The sequence below is a fragment of the Bacteroides sp. B1-V-101 genome, assembly GCF_023656585.1.
Classification (GTDB): Bacteria; Bacteroidota; Bacteroidia; order Bacteroidales; family Bacteroidaceae; genus Bacteroides; species Bacteroides thetaiotaomicron.
The window spans coordinates 158698-176550 of record NZ_JAMOKH010000002.1 but is presented as its reverse complement, the minus strand read 5'-3'; the positions used below and the strand labels follow the sequence as shown (position 1 = coordinate 176550).

At 41.7% G+C, this 17853-nt stretch carries 9 protein-coding genes and 2 pseudogenes; 9 read left to right on the top strand and 2 right to left on the bottom strand.

Annotation, left to right across the window (positions count from 1 at the left end):
- Window positions 1–21 precede the first annotated feature (21 nt).
- Window positions 22–3000, bottom strand: a pseudogene (locus NBH01_RS02360) (SusC/RagA family TonB-linked outer membrane protein); the annotation flags it as partial.
- Here NBH01_RS02360 and NBH01_RS02355 point away from each other — a divergent pair.
- The 6 genes and pseudogenes from NBH01_RS02355 to mobV all read left to right on the top strand — a co-directional run.
- Window positions 3000–5939 (top strand): annotated as a pseudogene (locus NBH01_RS02355) (SusC/RagA family TonB-linked outer membrane protein); the annotation flags it as partial. The pseudogenes NBH01_RS02360 and NBH01_RS02355 sit on opposite strands and share 1 nt — an antisense overlap.
- A 270-nt stretch (window positions 5940–6209) precedes the next feature.
- Window positions 6210–7445 carry a site-specific integrase gene (locus NBH01_RS02350; protein ID WP_016564205.1) on the top strand — a complete coding sequence of 412 codons (1236 nt, stop codon included), beginning with the start codon at window positions 6210–6212 and terminating at the stop codon, window positions 7443–7445.
- Window positions 7446–7463: 18 nt separating this feature from the next.
- Window positions 7464–7853, top strand: a complete 390-nt coding sequence (locus NBH01_RS02345; RefSeq protein WP_016564204.1) for a hypothetical protein — start codon at window positions 7464–7466, stop codon at window positions 7851–7853.
- Window positions 7854–8163: 310 nt separating this feature from the next.
- The gene (locus NBH01_RS02340; protein WP_016564203.1) at window positions 8164–9405 is read left to right on the top strand and encodes a primase-helicase family protein; all 1242 of its coding nucleotides are present in this window, start codon (window positions 8164–8166) and stop codon (window positions 9403–9405) included.
- A 254-nt stretch (window positions 9406–9659) separates the two neighbouring features.
- A complete protein-coding gene (locus NBH01_RS02335) occupies window positions 9660–10628 on the top strand; it encodes a DUF8464 domain-containing protein (RefSeq protein WP_016564201.1) in 969 nt (322 codons plus the stop codon).
- Between the two features lie 193 nt (window positions 10629–10821).
- Window positions 10822–12189 (top strand): MobV family relaxase, encoded by a 1368-nt coding sequence (mobV, locus tag NBH01_RS02330; RefSeq protein WP_022508104.1) that lies wholly within the window; start codon window positions 10822–10824, stop codon window positions 12187–12189.
- A gap of 89 nt (window positions 12190–12278) precedes the next feature.
- Here mobV and NBH01_RS02325 read toward each other — a convergent pair whose 3' ends face one another.
- On the bottom strand, window positions 12279–13505 hold the full coding sequence (locus tag NBH01_RS02325) for a Mef(A)/Tet(V) family efflux MFS transporter (RefSeq protein WP_016564142.1): 1227 nt from the start codon (window positions 13503–13505) through the stop codon (window positions 12279–12281).
- A gap of 625 nt (window positions 13506–14130) precedes the next feature.
- On the opposite strand from NBH01_RS02325, the gene NBH01_RS02320 reads away from it, so the two are divergent.
- The 3 genes from NBH01_RS02320 to NBH01_RS02310 are packed head-to-tail and all read left to right on the top strand — an operon-like array spanning window position 14131 to window position 17851.
- Window positions 14131–15690, top strand: coding sequence for a RagB/SusD family nutrient uptake outer membrane protein (locus NBH01_RS02320; RefSeq protein WP_008762846.1), 1560 nt, complete (start codon window positions 14131–14133; stop codon window positions 15688–15690).
- A 13-nt stretch (window positions 15691–15703) separates the two neighbouring features.
- Complete coding sequence (locus tag NBH01_RS02315) at window positions 15704–16582, top strand: zinc-binding metallopeptidase (RefSeq protein ID WP_008762845.1); 879 nt, start codon at window positions 15704–15706, stop codon at window positions 16580–16582.
- 12 nt (window positions 16583–16594) lie between these two features.
- Entirely contained in the window at window positions 16595–17851 is a 1257-nt protein-coding gene (locus NBH01_RS02310; protein ID WP_008762844.1) for a DUF4302 domain-containing protein, read from the top strand.
- Window positions 17852–17853 lie beyond the last annotated feature (2 nt).

The window sequence follows — 17853 nt, the reverse complement described above, 5'->3', positions numbered from 1 at the left end:
TTTATTATTAAAATCATTCTCTTACAATCCTAAACGCAGAGTTAATGTAAACTGACGTGGCACCGGTGAAGCTACACCACCAGTATTAAAGAATTCAGGATCTTGACCATTCAATTTCTTATCTGCATAAATAAGGAATAAATTAGTTGCCTGTAACTTCAAAGAAAGATTGGAAATCTTCGCAGCAGAAATCCAGCTCTTAGGAAACTCATAAGAAAGTGAGATTTCTTTCATACGGATAAAATCACCTTTTGCAATTCGCTCTGTAGAATAATTGTAAGCATTGTAAGCTTTATACAATGTTCGGTTTGCTTCATATTGCGGATTACTCAAGATTGCAGGAATATTAGTCTTTGCCTCATCCCCAGAAAGCGTCCAACGATTCTTGAATTCACGAGGCATAGCACTCAAATCGGAATATTTATAATTAAAATATGGATTCAAACGAACAACATTACCAAATGAATAAGTCATGAATACATTGAGTTTAAACCCTTTATATGCAAAAACGTTACCGAAACTACCAGTTATTGTAGGATCTGTCGGACCTTCATATTTCAAATAATCTAACTTCTCACGTTCCTGGAAATTAATATCAGTCGATGTTATATTTCCATTGATATCGAACATAGGAATACCTTTTTCATCCAAACCTGCAAAAGGAATGGAGAAAAGCCCGCGCACAGGATATCCTTCACGTGCAAATCCATTTCCCGAAACAAGTTCCATCATACGAGTACGTCCTCGCAAATCAGTAACTTCATTCTTAGCATGAGAAAAAATAAAATCAGAATTCCATGAGAAGTCTTTCGTTTTAATATTGCTGGTTGAAAGGGTAAATTCAATACCATGTGACTTCATTGTAGCTACATTGGCATATTTATAAATAGTACCTCCCACTCCTTGTGTTGGAATCAACCCAATCAGGTCATAGTTATTGCGCGTGTACCAGTCAGCTGAAAGATTAATGCGATTATTAATAAAACCTACATCCACTCCTATATTCAATTCATGCTTCTTTTCATACGTTAATTCACTATTTTCCAAATCCACTATATGAAGACCCGTTTCTTGAATATCAGTGAAAGGACGATAAGGTGAATAACTCTTAATAATAGCTTGTGAATTTGTTACATCAGCCGGACCACGATCAGCTGTCAATGAGTAAGATGCCTTAAATGTCAAATTTGAAAGCGTTGGTTGAAGTGATTGGAAGAATTTCTCTTCATGAACATTCCACGCTGCAGAAAGATTCCACGTTGGCAGCCAACGAGCAGAACGGCTACGCCCCATTCTATTAGTTCCTTCATAGCGGAAAGTACCATTCAGCGTATAACGTCCGTCATACGAATAAGTAGCATTTGCAAATGTAGCTACACTCCGATATCTAGTATGCCCCATAGAATAATACTTTTCTCCAGTCTCAATACCTTTCTTAAAATACTGATAAACATATGATGGAATCTCACCCATAGAATATTGCATACCCCATCCTTGGAATGAAGAGTTAGAGCGTTGAAGATCATTTACTTCCATTCCTGCAAAAAGATTAGTTATATGCTTTTCTGCAAATAGATGATTCCAGGATACAGTACCACGGAAATCCAGTCCCAACATCTTACGATCTTGACGCTGATAAATACCTCCTTCAGGAAGAATCGAAATAGGTAATGCATATGGGTTATCTGGATTCTTATACAACCAGTCGTTTTCATCACGAATAGTAGCATCGTCCAATCCCGTACGATAAGCAATTGCTTGATTAGAATCATCCATTATATTATGTTCTTGTGATGATGATTGATAACGCACAGCACCCAGCGCACTGACTTCCAGGCCCTGCAACACCTTCCATTTCAACTCCCCCTGGAACTTTACATCAACAACATTCAACTCAATAAAATTATTGTCCAATTCACGGAGAATATTAAATGGAGCATAATTAGCCACATAATCTGTATTAGGGTCTAATGTACGCGAAGTATTCAGTGCGTATGAATAGGGGTTGATATCAAAATCACGTGTAACCTGACCTGCCGCAACGTCCAATGATGAGTTCATGGTACCTGGTGCATTCTGTTTACGGTAAGAAGCACTTGATATCAAATTTATGCTTAGGTTCTTTAAGATATTATAAGTCGTATTCAAATTGGCTGTATAACGTTTCACTTCACTCTGCTTATACCATCCCGGATCAAGCATGGCACTCAATGACGCATAAAAAGATGATTTATCAGAACCTGAAGTAATACTTACAGAGTGATTCTGTGAAATATTATTTGAGAATAATACATCAAACCAGTCGGTATTACGCATTTCGGCTTCGGTCAAATAAGCATTACGTGCTTCTAAAGTATTCATCAGCCCAAATTGACCATTCGTTTCATTAAACTGGTCGATCAGTTTATACATACGTCCGTACACACCTGAATTCTTTGCACGAAATAAATCAGCACTATTCAACCAACCTTTTTGCTCCAATTCTTTATATATTCCCATTTGCTCCTGAGAATTCATAATATTGAACTCTTTGTATGAGGGCACCATACGCGTAGTAAACTCACCCGTATAATTAATTTTGCTGACTCCGGCTTTACCTTTCTTTGTAGTAACAACGATTACACCTGCCATTGCACGTGCACCATAGATTGAGGTTGCTGAACCGTCTTTCAAAATCTGAAAGCTCTCAATATCATCGGAATTTAAACCAGCAATAGCCGAACTAATCAGAGTTTCAGCATCACCAGAAGATAAATCATCAGGTCCCACATCAATAGCATCTTCCATAATAACTCCATCCACCACCCATAATGGTTTGGAGCTACCATAAATGGAGGTAGCACCACGTACACGAATTTTAGGAGCAGTACCAAACGTACCGGATACGTTCTGGACTGACACACCCGCAGCACGCCCTTCAAGTCCACGGCTAATATCAGGGAGACCATCCAATTTTACATTATCAGCTGTTAATTGTTGAGTTGCACCAGTAAAAAGGCGTAAAACTTAATGGTATGGCAGATATCAGCCGTGGTCTTGAAGGGCGTGCTGCGGGTGTGTCAGTCCAGAATGTATCCGGTACATTTGGTACAGCTCCCAAAATCCGCGTTCGCGGTGCTACCTCCATTTATGGTAGCTCCAAACCATTATGGGTAGTGGATGGAGTTATTATGGAAGACGCTGTAGAAGTCAGCGCTGATCAACTATCTTCAGGCGATGCTGAAACTCTAATTAGTTCGGCTATTGCTGGTCTGAACGCAGATGATATTGAAAGCTTTCAGATTTTGAAAGACGGCTCAGCAACCTCAATCTATGGCGCACGTGCAATGGCAGGTGTAATCGTTGTTACTACAAAGAAAGGTAAAGCTGGAGTCAGTAGAATAAGCTATACCGGTGAATTTACTACCCGTTTAGTACCAAGCTACAATGACTTTAACATCATGAACTCGCAAGATCAGATGGGAGTATACAAAGAAATGCAACAGAAAGGCTGGTTAAATTTCGCTGAAACCTCCCGAACTGCAGAAAGTGGTGTATACGGAAAGATGTATCAGTTAATTAACACATACGATCCTACTACCGGACAATATGCGTTATTAAATACTGACGAAGCTAAAAATGCCTATCTACGTGAAGCTGAAATGAGAAATACCGATTGGTTTGACACACTTTTCTCTCCCAGTCTAAGTCAGAATCATTCTGTAAGTCTTAGCTCTGGTACAGAAAAGTCATCGTTCTATGCTTCTTTAAGTGCTATGCACGATCCGGGATGGTACAAGCAAAGTGGAGTTGATCGCTATACAGCCAACTTAAATATGAATCATAATATCTTAAAGAACCTAAGCATAAACTTGATATCAAGTGCTTCTTATCGTAAGCAAAAAGCACCGGGAACTTTAGGACAAGACATTGACCTAGTAAACGGTCAGGTAAAACGTGAATTTGACATCAACCCCTATTCATATGCATTGAATACTTCACGTACATTAGACCCAAACACTTATTACACCAGCAACTATGCTGATTTCAACATTCTGAACGAATTGGACAACAATTACATGGAACTGAACATTGCAGATTTAAAGTTCCAAGGCGAGTTGAAATGGAAACCAATTACCGGATTAGAGCTAAGCGCTTTGGGAGCCGTGAAGTATCAATCAACTTCACAGGAGCACAACATTAAAGACCAGTCAAACCAGGCATCGGCTTATCGTGCAGGTCTAGATGACAAGACAATTATGGACCGCAATCCATTTCTTTATAAGAACCCAGATAATCCATATGCACTACCGATCTCTATCTTACCGGAAGGTGGTATTTATCAACGTAGAGACTATAAGATGCTAGGTTACGACTTCCGAGCTACAGCTAGTTGGAACCACGTATTTAATGATATACATATCACTAACTTCTTTGCAGGAACAGAAATCAACTCTACAGACCGATCAAAGAATTACTATCAAGGGTGGGGTATGCAATACTCAATGGGCGAAATACCCTACTATGTATATGAATTCTTCAAAAAAGGTATCGAAGACGGCAATAATTACTACTCATTGAGTCAGACCCGTAGCCGTAGTGCCGCCTTCTTCGCCAATGCTACCTACTCTTATAAAGGTCGTTATACTGTGAATGGAACAGCCCGCTACGAAGGTACCAACCGTATGGGTAAGAGCCGCTCGGCACGTTGGTTACCTACATGGAACGTATCAGGAGCATGGAATGCCCATGAAGAAAAATTCTTCAGCAATTTAACTTCTGTTCTTTCACACTTTACACTGAAAGCATCTTATTCGTTAACAGCCGACCGCGGTCCGGCAGACGTAACGAACTCACAGGCTATTATAACCAGCTATAGTCCTTATCGACCATTTACTTCTATCCAGGAGTCCGGATTGTATATTAAGGAACTAGAAAATAGCGAATTAACTTATGAAAAGAAGCACGAGTTGAATATTGGTGCCGACATGGGCTTCTTGAATAACCGCATTAATTTAGCTGTAGACTGGTACAAACGTAACAACTACGACTTGATTGGTATCGTTAATACACAAGGCGCAGGTGGACAGATCCTGAAGTATGCAAATATCGCTTCAATGAAATCACATGGTATTGAATTCACTTTATCAACTAAGAATATTAAAACAAAAGATTTCAACTGGAACACCGACTTTATATTCTCTAATGCAAAAAATGAAGTCACTGATTTGAAACAAAATGCGAATGTGATGGAGCTTATTTCCGGTAATGGATTCGCTAAACAAGGCTATCCGGTTCGTGGGCTATTCTCTATCCCATTTGTAGGTCTCGACAAAGATGGTATTCCAGTCATTATAAATGAAAAGGGCGAAGCGACTAGTACCGATATAAATTTCCAGGAACGCCAAAATACTGGTTTCCTGAAGTATGAAGGTCCGACTGATCCTACCATTACAGGTAGTTTGGGTAATATGTTCTCATACAAAGGTTTCCGTTTGAATTTATTTATCACTTATTCATTTGGAAATGTTATCCGTTTAAATCCCGTATTCAAAGCATATTATTCGGATCTAACGGCAATGACTCGTGAATTTAAAAATCGATGGACACTCCCCGGAGACGAAGCAAAGACTAATGTTCCTGCTATTTTGAGCAAACGTATGTACGACAGCAATGAAGACTTGAAGTATGCCTACAATGCTTACAATTATTCAACAGAACGCATTGCAAAGGGGGATTTTATCCGTCTGAAAGAAATCTCACTGGCTTATGACTTCCCCAAAGCATGGATCAACCCATTGAAGTTAACAGACCTCTCGCTGAAAGTCCAAGCCACCAACCTTTTCTTAATCTATGCGGATGATAAGCTAAATGGTCAGGACCCGGAATTCTTTAATGCAGGTGGTGTTGCCTCACCGGTTCCCCGCCAATTTACTATTACTTTAAGACTGGGGTTATAATTTAAAATAAACACCTAACGGAATAGCAAATTTGAGTAAAGCGTAGCGAACAGACTGAAAAAGCGTTCGTTACGCTATATTTTTCTCTTGTTCAAAAGCCAAGAAGAGACAGAATATGGACAAACGCAGCAAAAGTTCAGTTACTTTATCATTACCCGTGCGATGATGCAAATTTCTTGCGAAACCTAAATTTTGCATCGTTTGGCGTTATGTGTCGTATCTGTCGGTAACTCACTATGAATTAATTTTGTAACCAAAAAAAAGTGAGTTATGAGAAGTACATTTAAGGTATTGTTCTACGTGAAGAAAGGCAGTGAGAAACCCAACGGCAACCTGCCTTTGATGTGTCGCATTACGGTGGACGGAGAGATTAAGCAGTTCAGTTGCAAGATGGATGTTCCCTTGCGCCTGTGGGACGTGAAGAACAACCGTGCTTCGGGTAAGAGTGCCGAAGCGCAAAGAATCAACCGTGCCGTTGACAAAATCAGAGTGGAGATAAACCGCCGTTATCAAGAGTTGATGCAGACGGACGGTTATGTCACTGCTGCCAAGTTGAAAGATGCCTATCTCGGCATCGGTATCAAACAGGAAACCTTGCTAAAACTGTTTGAACAACACAACAGCGAATTTGCCAAGAAAGTGGGACACAGCAGGGCAAAAGGAACATTCCGACGTTATGTTACCGTCTGCAAGCACATCCGTGAGTTCCTACCCCATACCTACAAGCGTGAAGATATTCCGTTAAAAGAGTTGAACCTCTCGTTCATCAACGACTTCGAGTATTTCCTGCGTACTGAGAAAAAATGCCGCACCAATACCATTTGGGGCTACATGATTGTGCTGAAACACATTATTTCCATAGCGAGGAATGACGGTCGTCTGCCGTTCAATCCCTTTGCAGGGTACATCAACTCTCCCGAAAGCGTGGACAGAGGGTATATTACGAGAGAGGAGATACACACAATGATGAACACCGATATGCCCGACAAGACACACGAGCTTGTCAGGGATTTATTTCTGTTCTCCACCTTTACAGGTTTGGCATATTCCGATGTCAAGAACCTTACGGAAGACAACCTGCAAACATTCTTTGACGGAAATCTGTGGATTATCACCCGAAGAAAGAAAACTAACACGGAATCCAATATCCGATTGTTGGATGTTCCCCGAAAGATAATAGAGAAGTACAGGGGTATGACAAGAGATAATAAAGTATTCCCCATGCCGAGTAACACGACTTGCAACAAGAAGCTGAAAGCCATTGCCAAGTTGTGCGGTATAAAAGTCCACTTGACCTATCATGTAGCAAGACATTCGGCAGCGACCACTGTGCTGTTATCCAACGGAGTACCCATTGAAACCGTCAGCCGACTTTTGGGACATACCAACATAAAAACGACCCAAATTTACGCAAAAATCACAGCCCAAAAGATTAGTCAGGATATGGAAACATTGTCGCACAAACTGGAGGATATGGAAAAGAACATTTGCAATGCCATTCAGTAACCCTTAAATCAAACGATAATGAAAGAGGAAAGAAACATCATAACAATGAACGAGTTCGGCAATGTAGTTATGCCGAAAGATATACAGGCAACCGCCATGAGTGAGTGGGAGCTTTGCGAGTTGTTCAATGTAACCGCCCCGACTATCAGGGCAGGGATAAAGACACTCTGCAAGAACGGCATTCTGAATGAGTGTGAGATAAGGCATACCATCCGACTGTCCGACAAGTGCAGCATGGAGGTTTACAGCCTTGAAACGATAATCGCCCTTGCGTTCCGTATCGGCACATACAGTGCGAAGCAGGTGCGCAATGCCGTTCTTGAAAGACTGTACTTGCGAAAAGAGAAAACAAGCATCTTCTTTTCGCTGAACACCAACGGCATAGCCAAAGCCGAATACTTCTCGTAGCTGAATTGGTTGCACGACTGACGGAATCCATTCATTCAGTCACGAATAGAGTAATCAAGCCAGCGTGTCAGCATATAATCTGACCGACATATCAACAGGAACTCCAATTTTTTCTCCCGAAAAGCGTAATCCCCACATTCGTTTTTTGGGAGTTTTTTCGTCTGTCCTGCCCGACTTCCGTTCCAAACCATTGAAAGTTTTTTCTTCGGGGGCTATTTGTCACCGTTCTGCCGCGTTTTGCGTAACAACTTATCCGATAAATGCTTATACTTTTGTAGCTGGTATTTTTCAAACTTAAAACCATTTGATTATGTCAGCTAACAAACAACAAGACAGCCACAGACCGCCATCGGATGGTGGCATGGCAAAGGAGGAATTCATCCGAGTGGGGACTACGCTTTACAAGATTGTGGAGCAGCCCAAACTGAACGGAGGGTATGTAAGGAAACGCATAGCATGGAACAACGAAACCCTGCGCCAAGACTACGGCAAGGACTACATCGGCAGCGTTCCCAAGTATGACGGCTTCTGCACCGTACCCGAACACATCGGCTACCATCCCGTGGTCGGCAAGTTCCTTAACCTCTATGAACCGATAGACCACCAACCTAAAGAGGGCGATTTCTCGCATATCCAATCTTTGGTAGGTCACATCTTCGGGGAGCAATACGAGTTGGGCATGGACTACCTACAACTGCTCTACTTGTACCCCATTCAAAAGCTGCCTATCCTGCTGTTGGTATCAGAGGAACGCAACACAGGCAAAAGCACATTTCTGAATTTTCTAAAACTCCTATTTCAGAACAATGTAACCTTTAACACCAACGAGGATTTCCGTAGCCAATTCAATTCCGACTGGGCCGGCAAACTGCTTATCGTGGTGGACGAGGTGCTGCTCAACCGTAGGGAGGACAGCGAGCGGTTGAAGAACCTAAGCACCACACTTTCCTACAAGGTGGAAGCCAAAGGCAAAGACCGTGACGAGATAGCGTTTTTCGCCAAGTTCGTGCTATGCTCCAACAACGAGTACTTGCCTGTAATCATTGATGCAGGGGAAACACGCTATTGGGTACGCAAGATAGACCGCTTGCAGTCTGATGATACCGACTTCCTGCAAAAGCTGAAAGCGGAGATACCCGCCTTTCTTCATTTCCTGCAACACAGAACACTATCCACCGAAAAGGAAAGCCGTATGTGGTTTGCTCCATCGCTGTTGCATACCGAAGCCTTGCAGAAGATAATCCGCAGCAACCGTAACCGACTGGAGATAGAGATGCACGAGCTGATACTTGACATCATGGATAGTGTCGGCACGGACACATTCTCGTTCTGCTACAACGACATTCTTCTGTTGCTGGTACACTCGCAGGTAAAAGTGGAGAAGCACCAAGTCCGAAAGGTGTTGCAGGAGTGTTGGAAACTTACGCCTGCACCCAACGGACTGACCTATACCACCTACCAATTCAACTACAATCGGGAGTGTCGGTATGAGCCTGTAAAACGGGTCGGTCGTTTCTATTCTGTCACGAGGGAACAACTTGAATCCCTGTAATATCATTCTTTTTTTTGTTGAATTGATGAATAAGGATATAACTATGCTGACAATAAACAATATACACTCTCAACAAAATCTCAACAATCGAAAAGAGAAGTTGAGAGAGGAACAGCACCCGATTGTTGATTTCTCTTTTGGCGAGTGGTTTGTTGAGAAGATGTTGAGCAAATATCTTTCTGTAAATAAATGTGTTATATAAGCCATTCAACAAATCAACGTTTTTACAATCATCATCAAATCTATAGAATATCATGAACATACAAGAAGTTAAACAAATCAGAATCGCAGACTATCTGCAAAGTTTGGGTTACACGCCCGTCAAGCAACAGGGCAGCAGCTTTTGGTACAAATCACCGCTGAGAGAGGAAACGGACGCATCTTTCAAGGTAAACACAGAACTCAACAAATGGTACGATTTTGGACTTGGCAAGGGCGGTAACATCATCGCATTGGCAGCGGAACTCTACCATACGGAAGATGTAACCTGCCTGTTGAAGCGCATAGAGGAACGGACACCATACATCCGCCCTGCATCGTTTTCTTTTGGCAAGCAGCAATCCGACAACCGCACTTATCGGGTATTAAGAGTTGGCGAGCTGTCATCACCTGCGCTCATTGCCTATCTGCAAGAAAGGGGGATAGACATTGAACTCGCCAAAAGGGAGTGTAAGGAACTGCGGTTTGAGAATGCCGACAAACCCTATTTCGCCATCGGCTTCCCGAATATGGCAAGAGGGTATGAAGTGCGTAATAGATACTTCAAGGGATGTGTCGCCCCGAAGGACATCACCCATATCCGACAGCAAAAAGAGCCACGAACCGTCTGTTATCTTTTCGAGGGCTTCATGGATTATCTCTCGTTCCTGACCATCCGAGTAAAGAACAATCCGCAACACCCACGATTGAATGCACAGGATTACGTCATTCTCAACTCCGTTTCCAACCTCTCGAAAGCGGAAAGCATATTGGCAACCTATACCCGAATCGGCTGTTTCCTTGACAATGACACAGCAGGACGGAACGCATACGCCAACCTGCAACGGATGTTGGGTGACCGCTTGCAGGATATGTCGGTTCACTATGCAGGGTATAATGACTTGAACGAGTACCTGTGCAAAAAACTCTTGTCCCAATCGACAGAGCCGATAAAGGAGGAGAAGCAAGTACAATCCGCAAGGCGGATGATGCAGCCACCGAAAAAGAAAGGGCTGAAAATATAGAGGGGAACAGGTTCGCTTTCCCAAGGGTATTTAGACAGAAATACCATAGCTCAATAGGGCGTTTTCTTCACGCATTACACGGTAATGCTAAAAACTCCCTATCGAGCCAAAGGGAAATCCCTTTGGAAACCCTGAGAGCCAATGCCACAGGCAGAGAATACACTCATAACAATAACCGTAAAAATCAAACTACATGGGATATTTTTCATTGGACATAAAGAAAGCAAAAGGTTCATCGGACACCGTACAATCCGACCATATAGAGAGAAGAATCATACCTAAAAACGCAGACCCGACAAGAACGCATCTGAACAGGGTACTTATAGAATACCCCGATGGCGTTCATGGCAGGGATGAAGCGATTGCCCACAGGCTGAACACGGCAGGCATCAAGCGGAAGATTACACATGACCAAGTCCGTGTAGTCCGAGTGGTTCTGTCGGGAACACATGAGGACATGATGGACATACAGGAAAACGGAAGACTTGACGAATGGTGCAGCGACAGCATCCAATGGCTGCAAGCCACATTCGGCAGGGAGAACGTGGTTGCCGCCCATCTTCACATGGACGAGAAGACACCGCATATCCATGCAGCCATTGTTCCCATCGTGACAGGTGAAAGGCGCAAAGCCAAGAAAGAGCAGGAAGACGGCAAACGGAAGTATCACAAGAAAGCAAATACCGTCCGTTTGTGTGCCGATGACCTGTTCAACCGTCAGACCTTGATTGCGTACCACGACAATTATGCAAGGGTTATGGCTAAATACGGATTACAGCGAGGTGTGCGAGGTTCCGAAGCACGGCACACCACCACGACACAGTATTATCGGGACATACAGAAAAAGAACGCTGCCCTTGATGCAGAAAACAAGCGGTTACAGGAGCAGAAAACCGAAACCGAACAGGAACTCAGACAAGCCAAGAAAGAGGTACAGACCGAGAAACTGAAAGGTGCAGCCACCACCGCAGCGACCAACATAGCTGAAAGTGTCGGTTCTCTTTTCGGGAGCAACAAGGTCAAGACTTTGGAAAGGGAGAACACCGCCCTGTATCGGGAAGTTGCCACCCATGAGGAAACCATTGAGATACTGCAAAACCGCATACACACGATGCAAACCGAGCACAACCGCCAGTTGTTGGAAATACAGCAGAATCACCGTAAGGAGATGGCGGAAAAAAGTGTCAGACACAAAGATGAAGTATCAGGTTTGAAACGCATTATCGAAAAGCTGTGTGCATGGTTTCCTATGGCAAAGGAAATTATGAGAATAGAGAGCCTGTGCCGCCTTGTCGGGTTCAATGAAAGGCAGACCACGACATTGACTTATGGTAAGCCTTTGATATACGAGGGCAAACTTTATTCGGAGGAACATAATCGGAGTTTTACGACAGAAAGAGCAGGCTTTCAAGTGGTGAAAGACCCTGCGGACAAGTCTAAACTGACACTCGTAATCAACCGCCAGCCCATAGGCGAATGGTTCAGGGAACAGTTCGACAGGCTACGGCAGAGCATACGACAGCCAATTCAACCACAAAGGAAAAGTAGAGGAATTACATAAGTAGTTAAAACAGATTGCAATAAGCCTCCGATAATCGTATTTCCCTATCAGAGGCTTATTGCTGTTTAGATTTAGTTACGTTTCATAAATCATGATTTTTGTTTTTGATTGTCGACCTTTCTAAGTTGTGGAAGACATAAGGCTATTATAGCGAGAAGCAGAATAGCCATACCTGAGAACAAAAACCAACGGTTTACCCCGATTTGGTCTGCAAATGCACCCGACACTACCAACCCAAGCGGCATGGCAAACGACATGATGCTGCCAAGAAGTCCGAAAACACGCCCTAAATACTCGGGTTGTATCTGTTCTTGAAATAGCGCGGTCTGTACTCCATTATAGAATGGGGCAGAAAAGCCCATCAACGTACAACATATCGCAAATATCATAAAACCATTGGTTGGTAGCAAGCCGGAAACAGTCAATGACACTCCCATAAGAAAGATAGAGCCGATGATATTTGCCATGCGCTTTTTGAAACCTCCCCATGCGCCCAATAGAAGTCCGCCCAACAACATACCAACTGCAAAAACAATTTCCACCACGGAAGCATGCAAGGTACTTCCCTCGAAATAATTCATACTCATCAGCGGAAATAGCGCATTGATTGGCATATAAATGAACATATTGATTGCTCCTATCCAAAGCAATGTGAAAAGAGCTTTATTTTGTCGTATTGCGTTATAGCCAATGCGCAGTTCGGTGAAAAAGTTTTCTTGCTGCAGCGCTTCAATCGGTTGTTTTGGGATGTGAACCATTGCAACAGTGATACAGGCAATTATTGCTCCGAATACGTCAAGGGCAACCGCAGAATTCAACCCCCATTTTGCATAGAGAAAAGCGGCAATTGCCGGACTTAGGATGAAACTTGCCGATTGGATGGACTGGGTGTAGCCGGCACATTTGACTAACTGTTCTTCAGGCACTAAAAGAGGTGTTACCGCACTTAACGCAGGGGAATGGAATGCAGTGCCAACGCTTCTAATGAAGAGGATGAGCATTACTATCCATACAGGTAGTTCCGCTGACAGGGAAATTACGGTAAGTACCAGTCCAGCACAAGCTATGATGACATCTGCACCAATCATGACCATTTTCCGGTTCCAGCGGTCAACAAGTACTCCGATTGCAGAACCTAAAACCGCTTGAGGTAGAAACCCAACCAAGGTCGCCATTGACAACACCATCGCAGACCCTGTTGTATTTGTCAGATGCCAGATGATGGCCATTTGAAGAACCCCACTTGTTATCAGGGACACAGCTTGCCCCGCCCATATTGTATAGAAATCTTGTTTCCAATTTCTGATTTTTTCCATTTGAATTTTTCCTTTTATCTTTTGAATGTTTCTTGATTTTATAGCACAAAAAATCTCTCGACAAGCCTGAAATAGCATGCCGGATTACAAAGACAATGACATTCAAATCGAATTAATTAGATTTGAATGTGGAAAAATTACCAAGGTTTATGATATGCAATATTAACGGTGTTTTTACCTGTTAATATTGTACAATTGTTCATAATCATATTGAAAACCACTATATATGTTGCGACTTATCTTAATTGGGATGGTATTATATGCACACCGAATCCGCTGCAAAGTTACAATAAATTATTCGATTTTTGCACTAACTAAAGTAAAGAATTTCAATGCTTCCTGAATTTTGCCTTTCCTTTTTTATCCAAATCTGCAAAAAATAACGGCATAAGCAAATAGGTATATATCGAAAGGCAAAAAATGGCGAATACTGTTTGTATTGGATACTATATCAAAGATTTGTCGTATCTTTGCACCTGAAAGAGTTATTTGATAGTAAAACACCGCAAAACGCTGAAAATCGCACGGTTTCCTAGTCGTTACCATTACTTTTCAGATACTCCGTTAAATGTTTATTCATCAAACGGTTAGACGAAACCGTTCAGAATTTAAAATAAGAACGAATATGAAGAAATACATAATAATGGCCAGTGTGGCCGCGCTCGCAATAGGGCTCTCATCGTGTTCTAATTTCTTAGATGAGCTTCCCGACAATCGTACCGAGCTGAATGAAAACAATGTTGGCAAAATATTACTTTCCGCCTATCCTACTACAGCAATCTGTGAGATGGGGGAAATGTCATCAGACAATACTGATGCTTATCCGAATCGCTTTTCTTCTTTCAACCGTTTGCAAGAAGATCTCTATAAGTGGGCAGACTCTGCAGAACAAGATCAGGACTCTCCCCATGCACTTTGGGAATCTTGCTATATGGCAATCTCTGCCTGCAACGAGGTTTTGAAAGTGATTGAAGACGCAGGAAATCCAGCTTCTCTTAGCGCTGAAAAGGGAGAAGCCCTAGTATGTCGCGCCTATGCTCATTTTTTACTTGCCAATATATTTTGTAACGCTTATAGCAGCCAAGCAAGTTCAGACTTGGGTATCCCCTACATGAAAACGATAGAGACAACCGTAAGCCCTGATTATCAACGCGGAACTCTAGAGGAGGTATACCAAAATATTGAGAAAGATCTATTGGAAGGTCTAGATCTAGTTACTGATATTTATGCAGTCCCCAAATATCACTTTACAAAGAAAGCAGCTCAAGCTTTTGCTGCACGCTTTTACTTGTACTATGTAAAATCGGATAAATCCAATTATACTAAGGTGATCGATTACGCAACAAAAGTATTAGGAAGCAATCCAGCCACCTCTGTACGCGACTGGAAATCTTTGGGTGCACTAGACATAAATGGCAGTGTTCAGCCAAATGCTTATGTAGATGCAACGAATGGCGCTAACTTATTATTGGTCAGTGCAGGTTCTTATTGGGGATATGTTCATGCACCTTATGGACTAGGCGAAAGATACGCCCATGGACCGAAAGTAGGCAATGAGACATGCAATTCTGTTGGTCCTTGGGGAAGTGACTATTACATGGGTGTTTGGAGCAACTCAAGTGCACTGCCGACCAAAATCGTTGTTATGAAAATAACTCAATATAAAGAAGTGGTTGACGCAGTAGCCGGAACAATCAACGGACACATGATCAATGCAGCATTTACTACAGATGAAACATTACTCTGTCGTGCAGAAGCTTATGCGATGAAAGAAATGTATCCACAGGCAATTGCTGATTTAAATATATGGCGAGAAGCATACACACGTTCTACTACCCCGCTTACCACAGAATCTATAAACGATTTCTACGGAAGCATGGAATATTACACTCCTACTGAATCTACAGTTAAGAAAAAATTGAATCCCGACTTTACTATAACAAATGAAACACAGGAAAATGTAATCCACTGCATACTTCATGCACGACGTTTAACAACTTTACATGAAGGGTTACGCTGGCAGGATATTAAACGCTACGGTATTACTATCTATCGTCGTTTAATGAATGATAATGGTACTATTACCGTCACAGATAAGCTGGAACCCAATGATCCTCGTCGAGCAATACAGATACCGAGCGATGTTATTTCAGCCGGATTAAAACCAAACCCTAGAACTAAATAAAAATCGATAAGTTATGAAAAAATATATAATATATACATTGATCGTTACTATAGCCGTTTTTTTAGGCTCATGTAATAAAGATGATATTGATACCAAACGCAGTATATTTGATCCTACTGAAGTTTATGAGCCCAACGAGTTTGACAAATGGCTACTTGACAACTATGTTTACACTTATAATATCCAGGTAAAATATCGTCTGGATGACAATGAAACGGATGTAGAATATCATCTGGTTCCAGCCAAGTATGACAACGCAATTACATTGGCTAAGATTGTAAAATTTGTATGGATGGAAGCTTATGACGAAATATGGGGAATTGACATGACCCGTACGTATGTCCCTAAGCTACTCCAGTTCATTGGAAATGTTGCTTATACCGAGTCAGGTATGATCCTCGGACAAGCTGAAGGAGGAATGAAAGTAACCCTGTTTCGTGTAAATGAAATAGATAAAAACAATCTCAGTGTAGCTCAATTAAATGAGTACTATTTCAAGACAATGCATCATGAATTTACACATATTCTTAATCAGAAAAAAGCCTATGATACATCATACGATCGTATATCGGAATCCGACTACGTAGGTTCAAGCTGGTATAGGGTATCTGAGTCGGTTGCTCTGCAAAAAGGATTTATCTCTCCTTATGCAATGGACCGTGCTACGGAAGATTTTGCGGAGATGGTTGCTATTTATGTCACCAATGACGCTAGTACTTGGGAAGATATGCTAGCAAGTGCCGGCACAACAGGAAGACCGATCATAGAAAAGAAATTTGAGATTGTATTTGATTACATGCTCAATTCCTGGGGACTTGATTTAGACAAATTGCGCGAAATTGTTTTGCGCCGGCAAAGTGAAATTACCGAATTAGATTTAAGTACGCTTTAATAATTGTAGGATATGAGAAAGATTAAAATATATGGCTTACTGACTTGCGTTTGCCTGATGATGCAATCGTGTCTGTTTAATGAAGATGATATCTTTGATGAATCTTCTGCACAACGGGCTATAGCCTCCGTCAACGAATGTCAGGAGATTTTAAAGGGCGCAGCCAATGGGTGGTTACTCGAGTATTATACAGGAGAAGACGGAGAATATGGTGGCTTCAATGTTTTGGCACGATTTGATGGCAATAATGTAATTATGGCTGCAGATTTCGCTACAGATAATTACGAAATTGGAGAAGAATCTACTTCCTTGTATAAAGTTGAATCATACCAGGGAACAGAATTAAGTTTTGATTCATACAATGAATTAATTCACGAATTCTGTGAACCGAGTGGTTATAATTCACCAGGATATGCCGGAGATTATGAGTTCGTCTTCAGAAGCGTTTCAAAAGAAAAGATCGTACTGACTGGGAAAAAACATGGAGTAACGTTGATCATGACACCTCTGCCTGCTGAAACAAATTGGCAAGAGAAACTGACCAATATTGCCAATGTCGTTTCACAGGCTTCATATGTAACCTATAAGTTAATTGTGAATGGTCAGGAAATAACTAAAATGGGACAGGAAGAGCATGCCTTCTCAGTTACCAAAGTAGACGAAACCGGTGAAACAACCGTAAGTCTATATCCGTTCATATATACAGAGGAAGGCATTAAAATGTATGAACCATTAGTAGTTAATGGAGTAGAAATAAACAACTTCAAATGGGATAATGAAAACCTTACATATATTTGTACAGATACAGGTGTAGATGCAAAAATAGAATTCTATTGTCCGGAAGGATATCTCAACTATTTAGGCAACTATATACTACAATTAGCAAATGGGCAACGTATACAACTTGAGCTCAAACAAAAAATGATAGGAAAATCATTTGCAATGAATTTTGCTTTGAGTGGTACTCCTATTGAATTTGTCTATAACTATAATATGACAACAGACTGTATTGATGTACCTTCTCAGACAGTTGGCGTATATCAAGGTTACAACGTATTATTATATCCAGGAATTCCCGGAGGCAATTTCTATGCAGATGACTCAGCTGTATTCCAAGGACGTATTGCAAATACAGATCCGCTTACAATTAAGTTCACTTATGTAAACAATCCTATTTGCACCCTTATGTTGCTGGTATATCAAAAAACAGACGGTTGGTATGGATTCTCTACAATGTTCCAAGATGTAACATTGATAAAAGTTGATTAATT

Excerpts from the sequence above, each read along its gene's own strand:
- mobV (WP_022508104.1), top strand. The coding sequence starts at position 10,822 with ATGGGATATTTTTCATTGGACATAAAGAAAGCAAAAGGTTCATCGGAC.
- NBH01_RS02340 (WP_016564203.1), top strand. The coding sequence starts at position 8,164 with ATGTCAGCTAACAAACAACAAGACAGCCACAGACCGCCATCGGATGGT.
- NBH01_RS02335 (WP_016564201.1), top strand. The coding sequence starts at position 9,660 with ATGAACATACAAGAAGTTAAACAAATCAGAATCGCAGACTATCTGCAA.
- NBH01_RS02315 (WP_008762845.1), top strand. The coding sequence starts at position 15,704 with ATGAAAAAATATATAATATATACATTGATCGTTACTATAGCCGTTTTT.
- NBH01_RS02310 (WP_008762844.1), top strand. The coding sequence starts at position 16,595 with ATGAGAAAGATTAAAATATATGGCTTACTGACTTGCGTTTGCCTGATG.
- NBH01_RS02320 (WP_008762846.1), top strand. The coding sequence starts at position 14,131 with ATGAAGAAATACATAATAATGGCCAGTGTGGCCGCGCTCGCAATAGGG.
- NBH01_RS02350 (WP_016564205.1), top strand. The coding sequence starts at position 6,210 with ATGAGAAGTACATTTAAGGTATTGTTCTACGTGAAGAAAGGCAGTGAG.
- NBH01_RS02325 (WP_016564142.1), bottom strand. The coding sequence starts at position 13,505 with ATGGAAAAAATCAGAAATTGGAAACAAGATTTCTATACAATATGGGCG.
- NBH01_RS02345 (WP_016564204.1), top strand. The coding sequence starts at position 7,464 with ATGAAAGAGGAAAGAAACATCATAACAATGAACGAGTTCGGCAATGTA.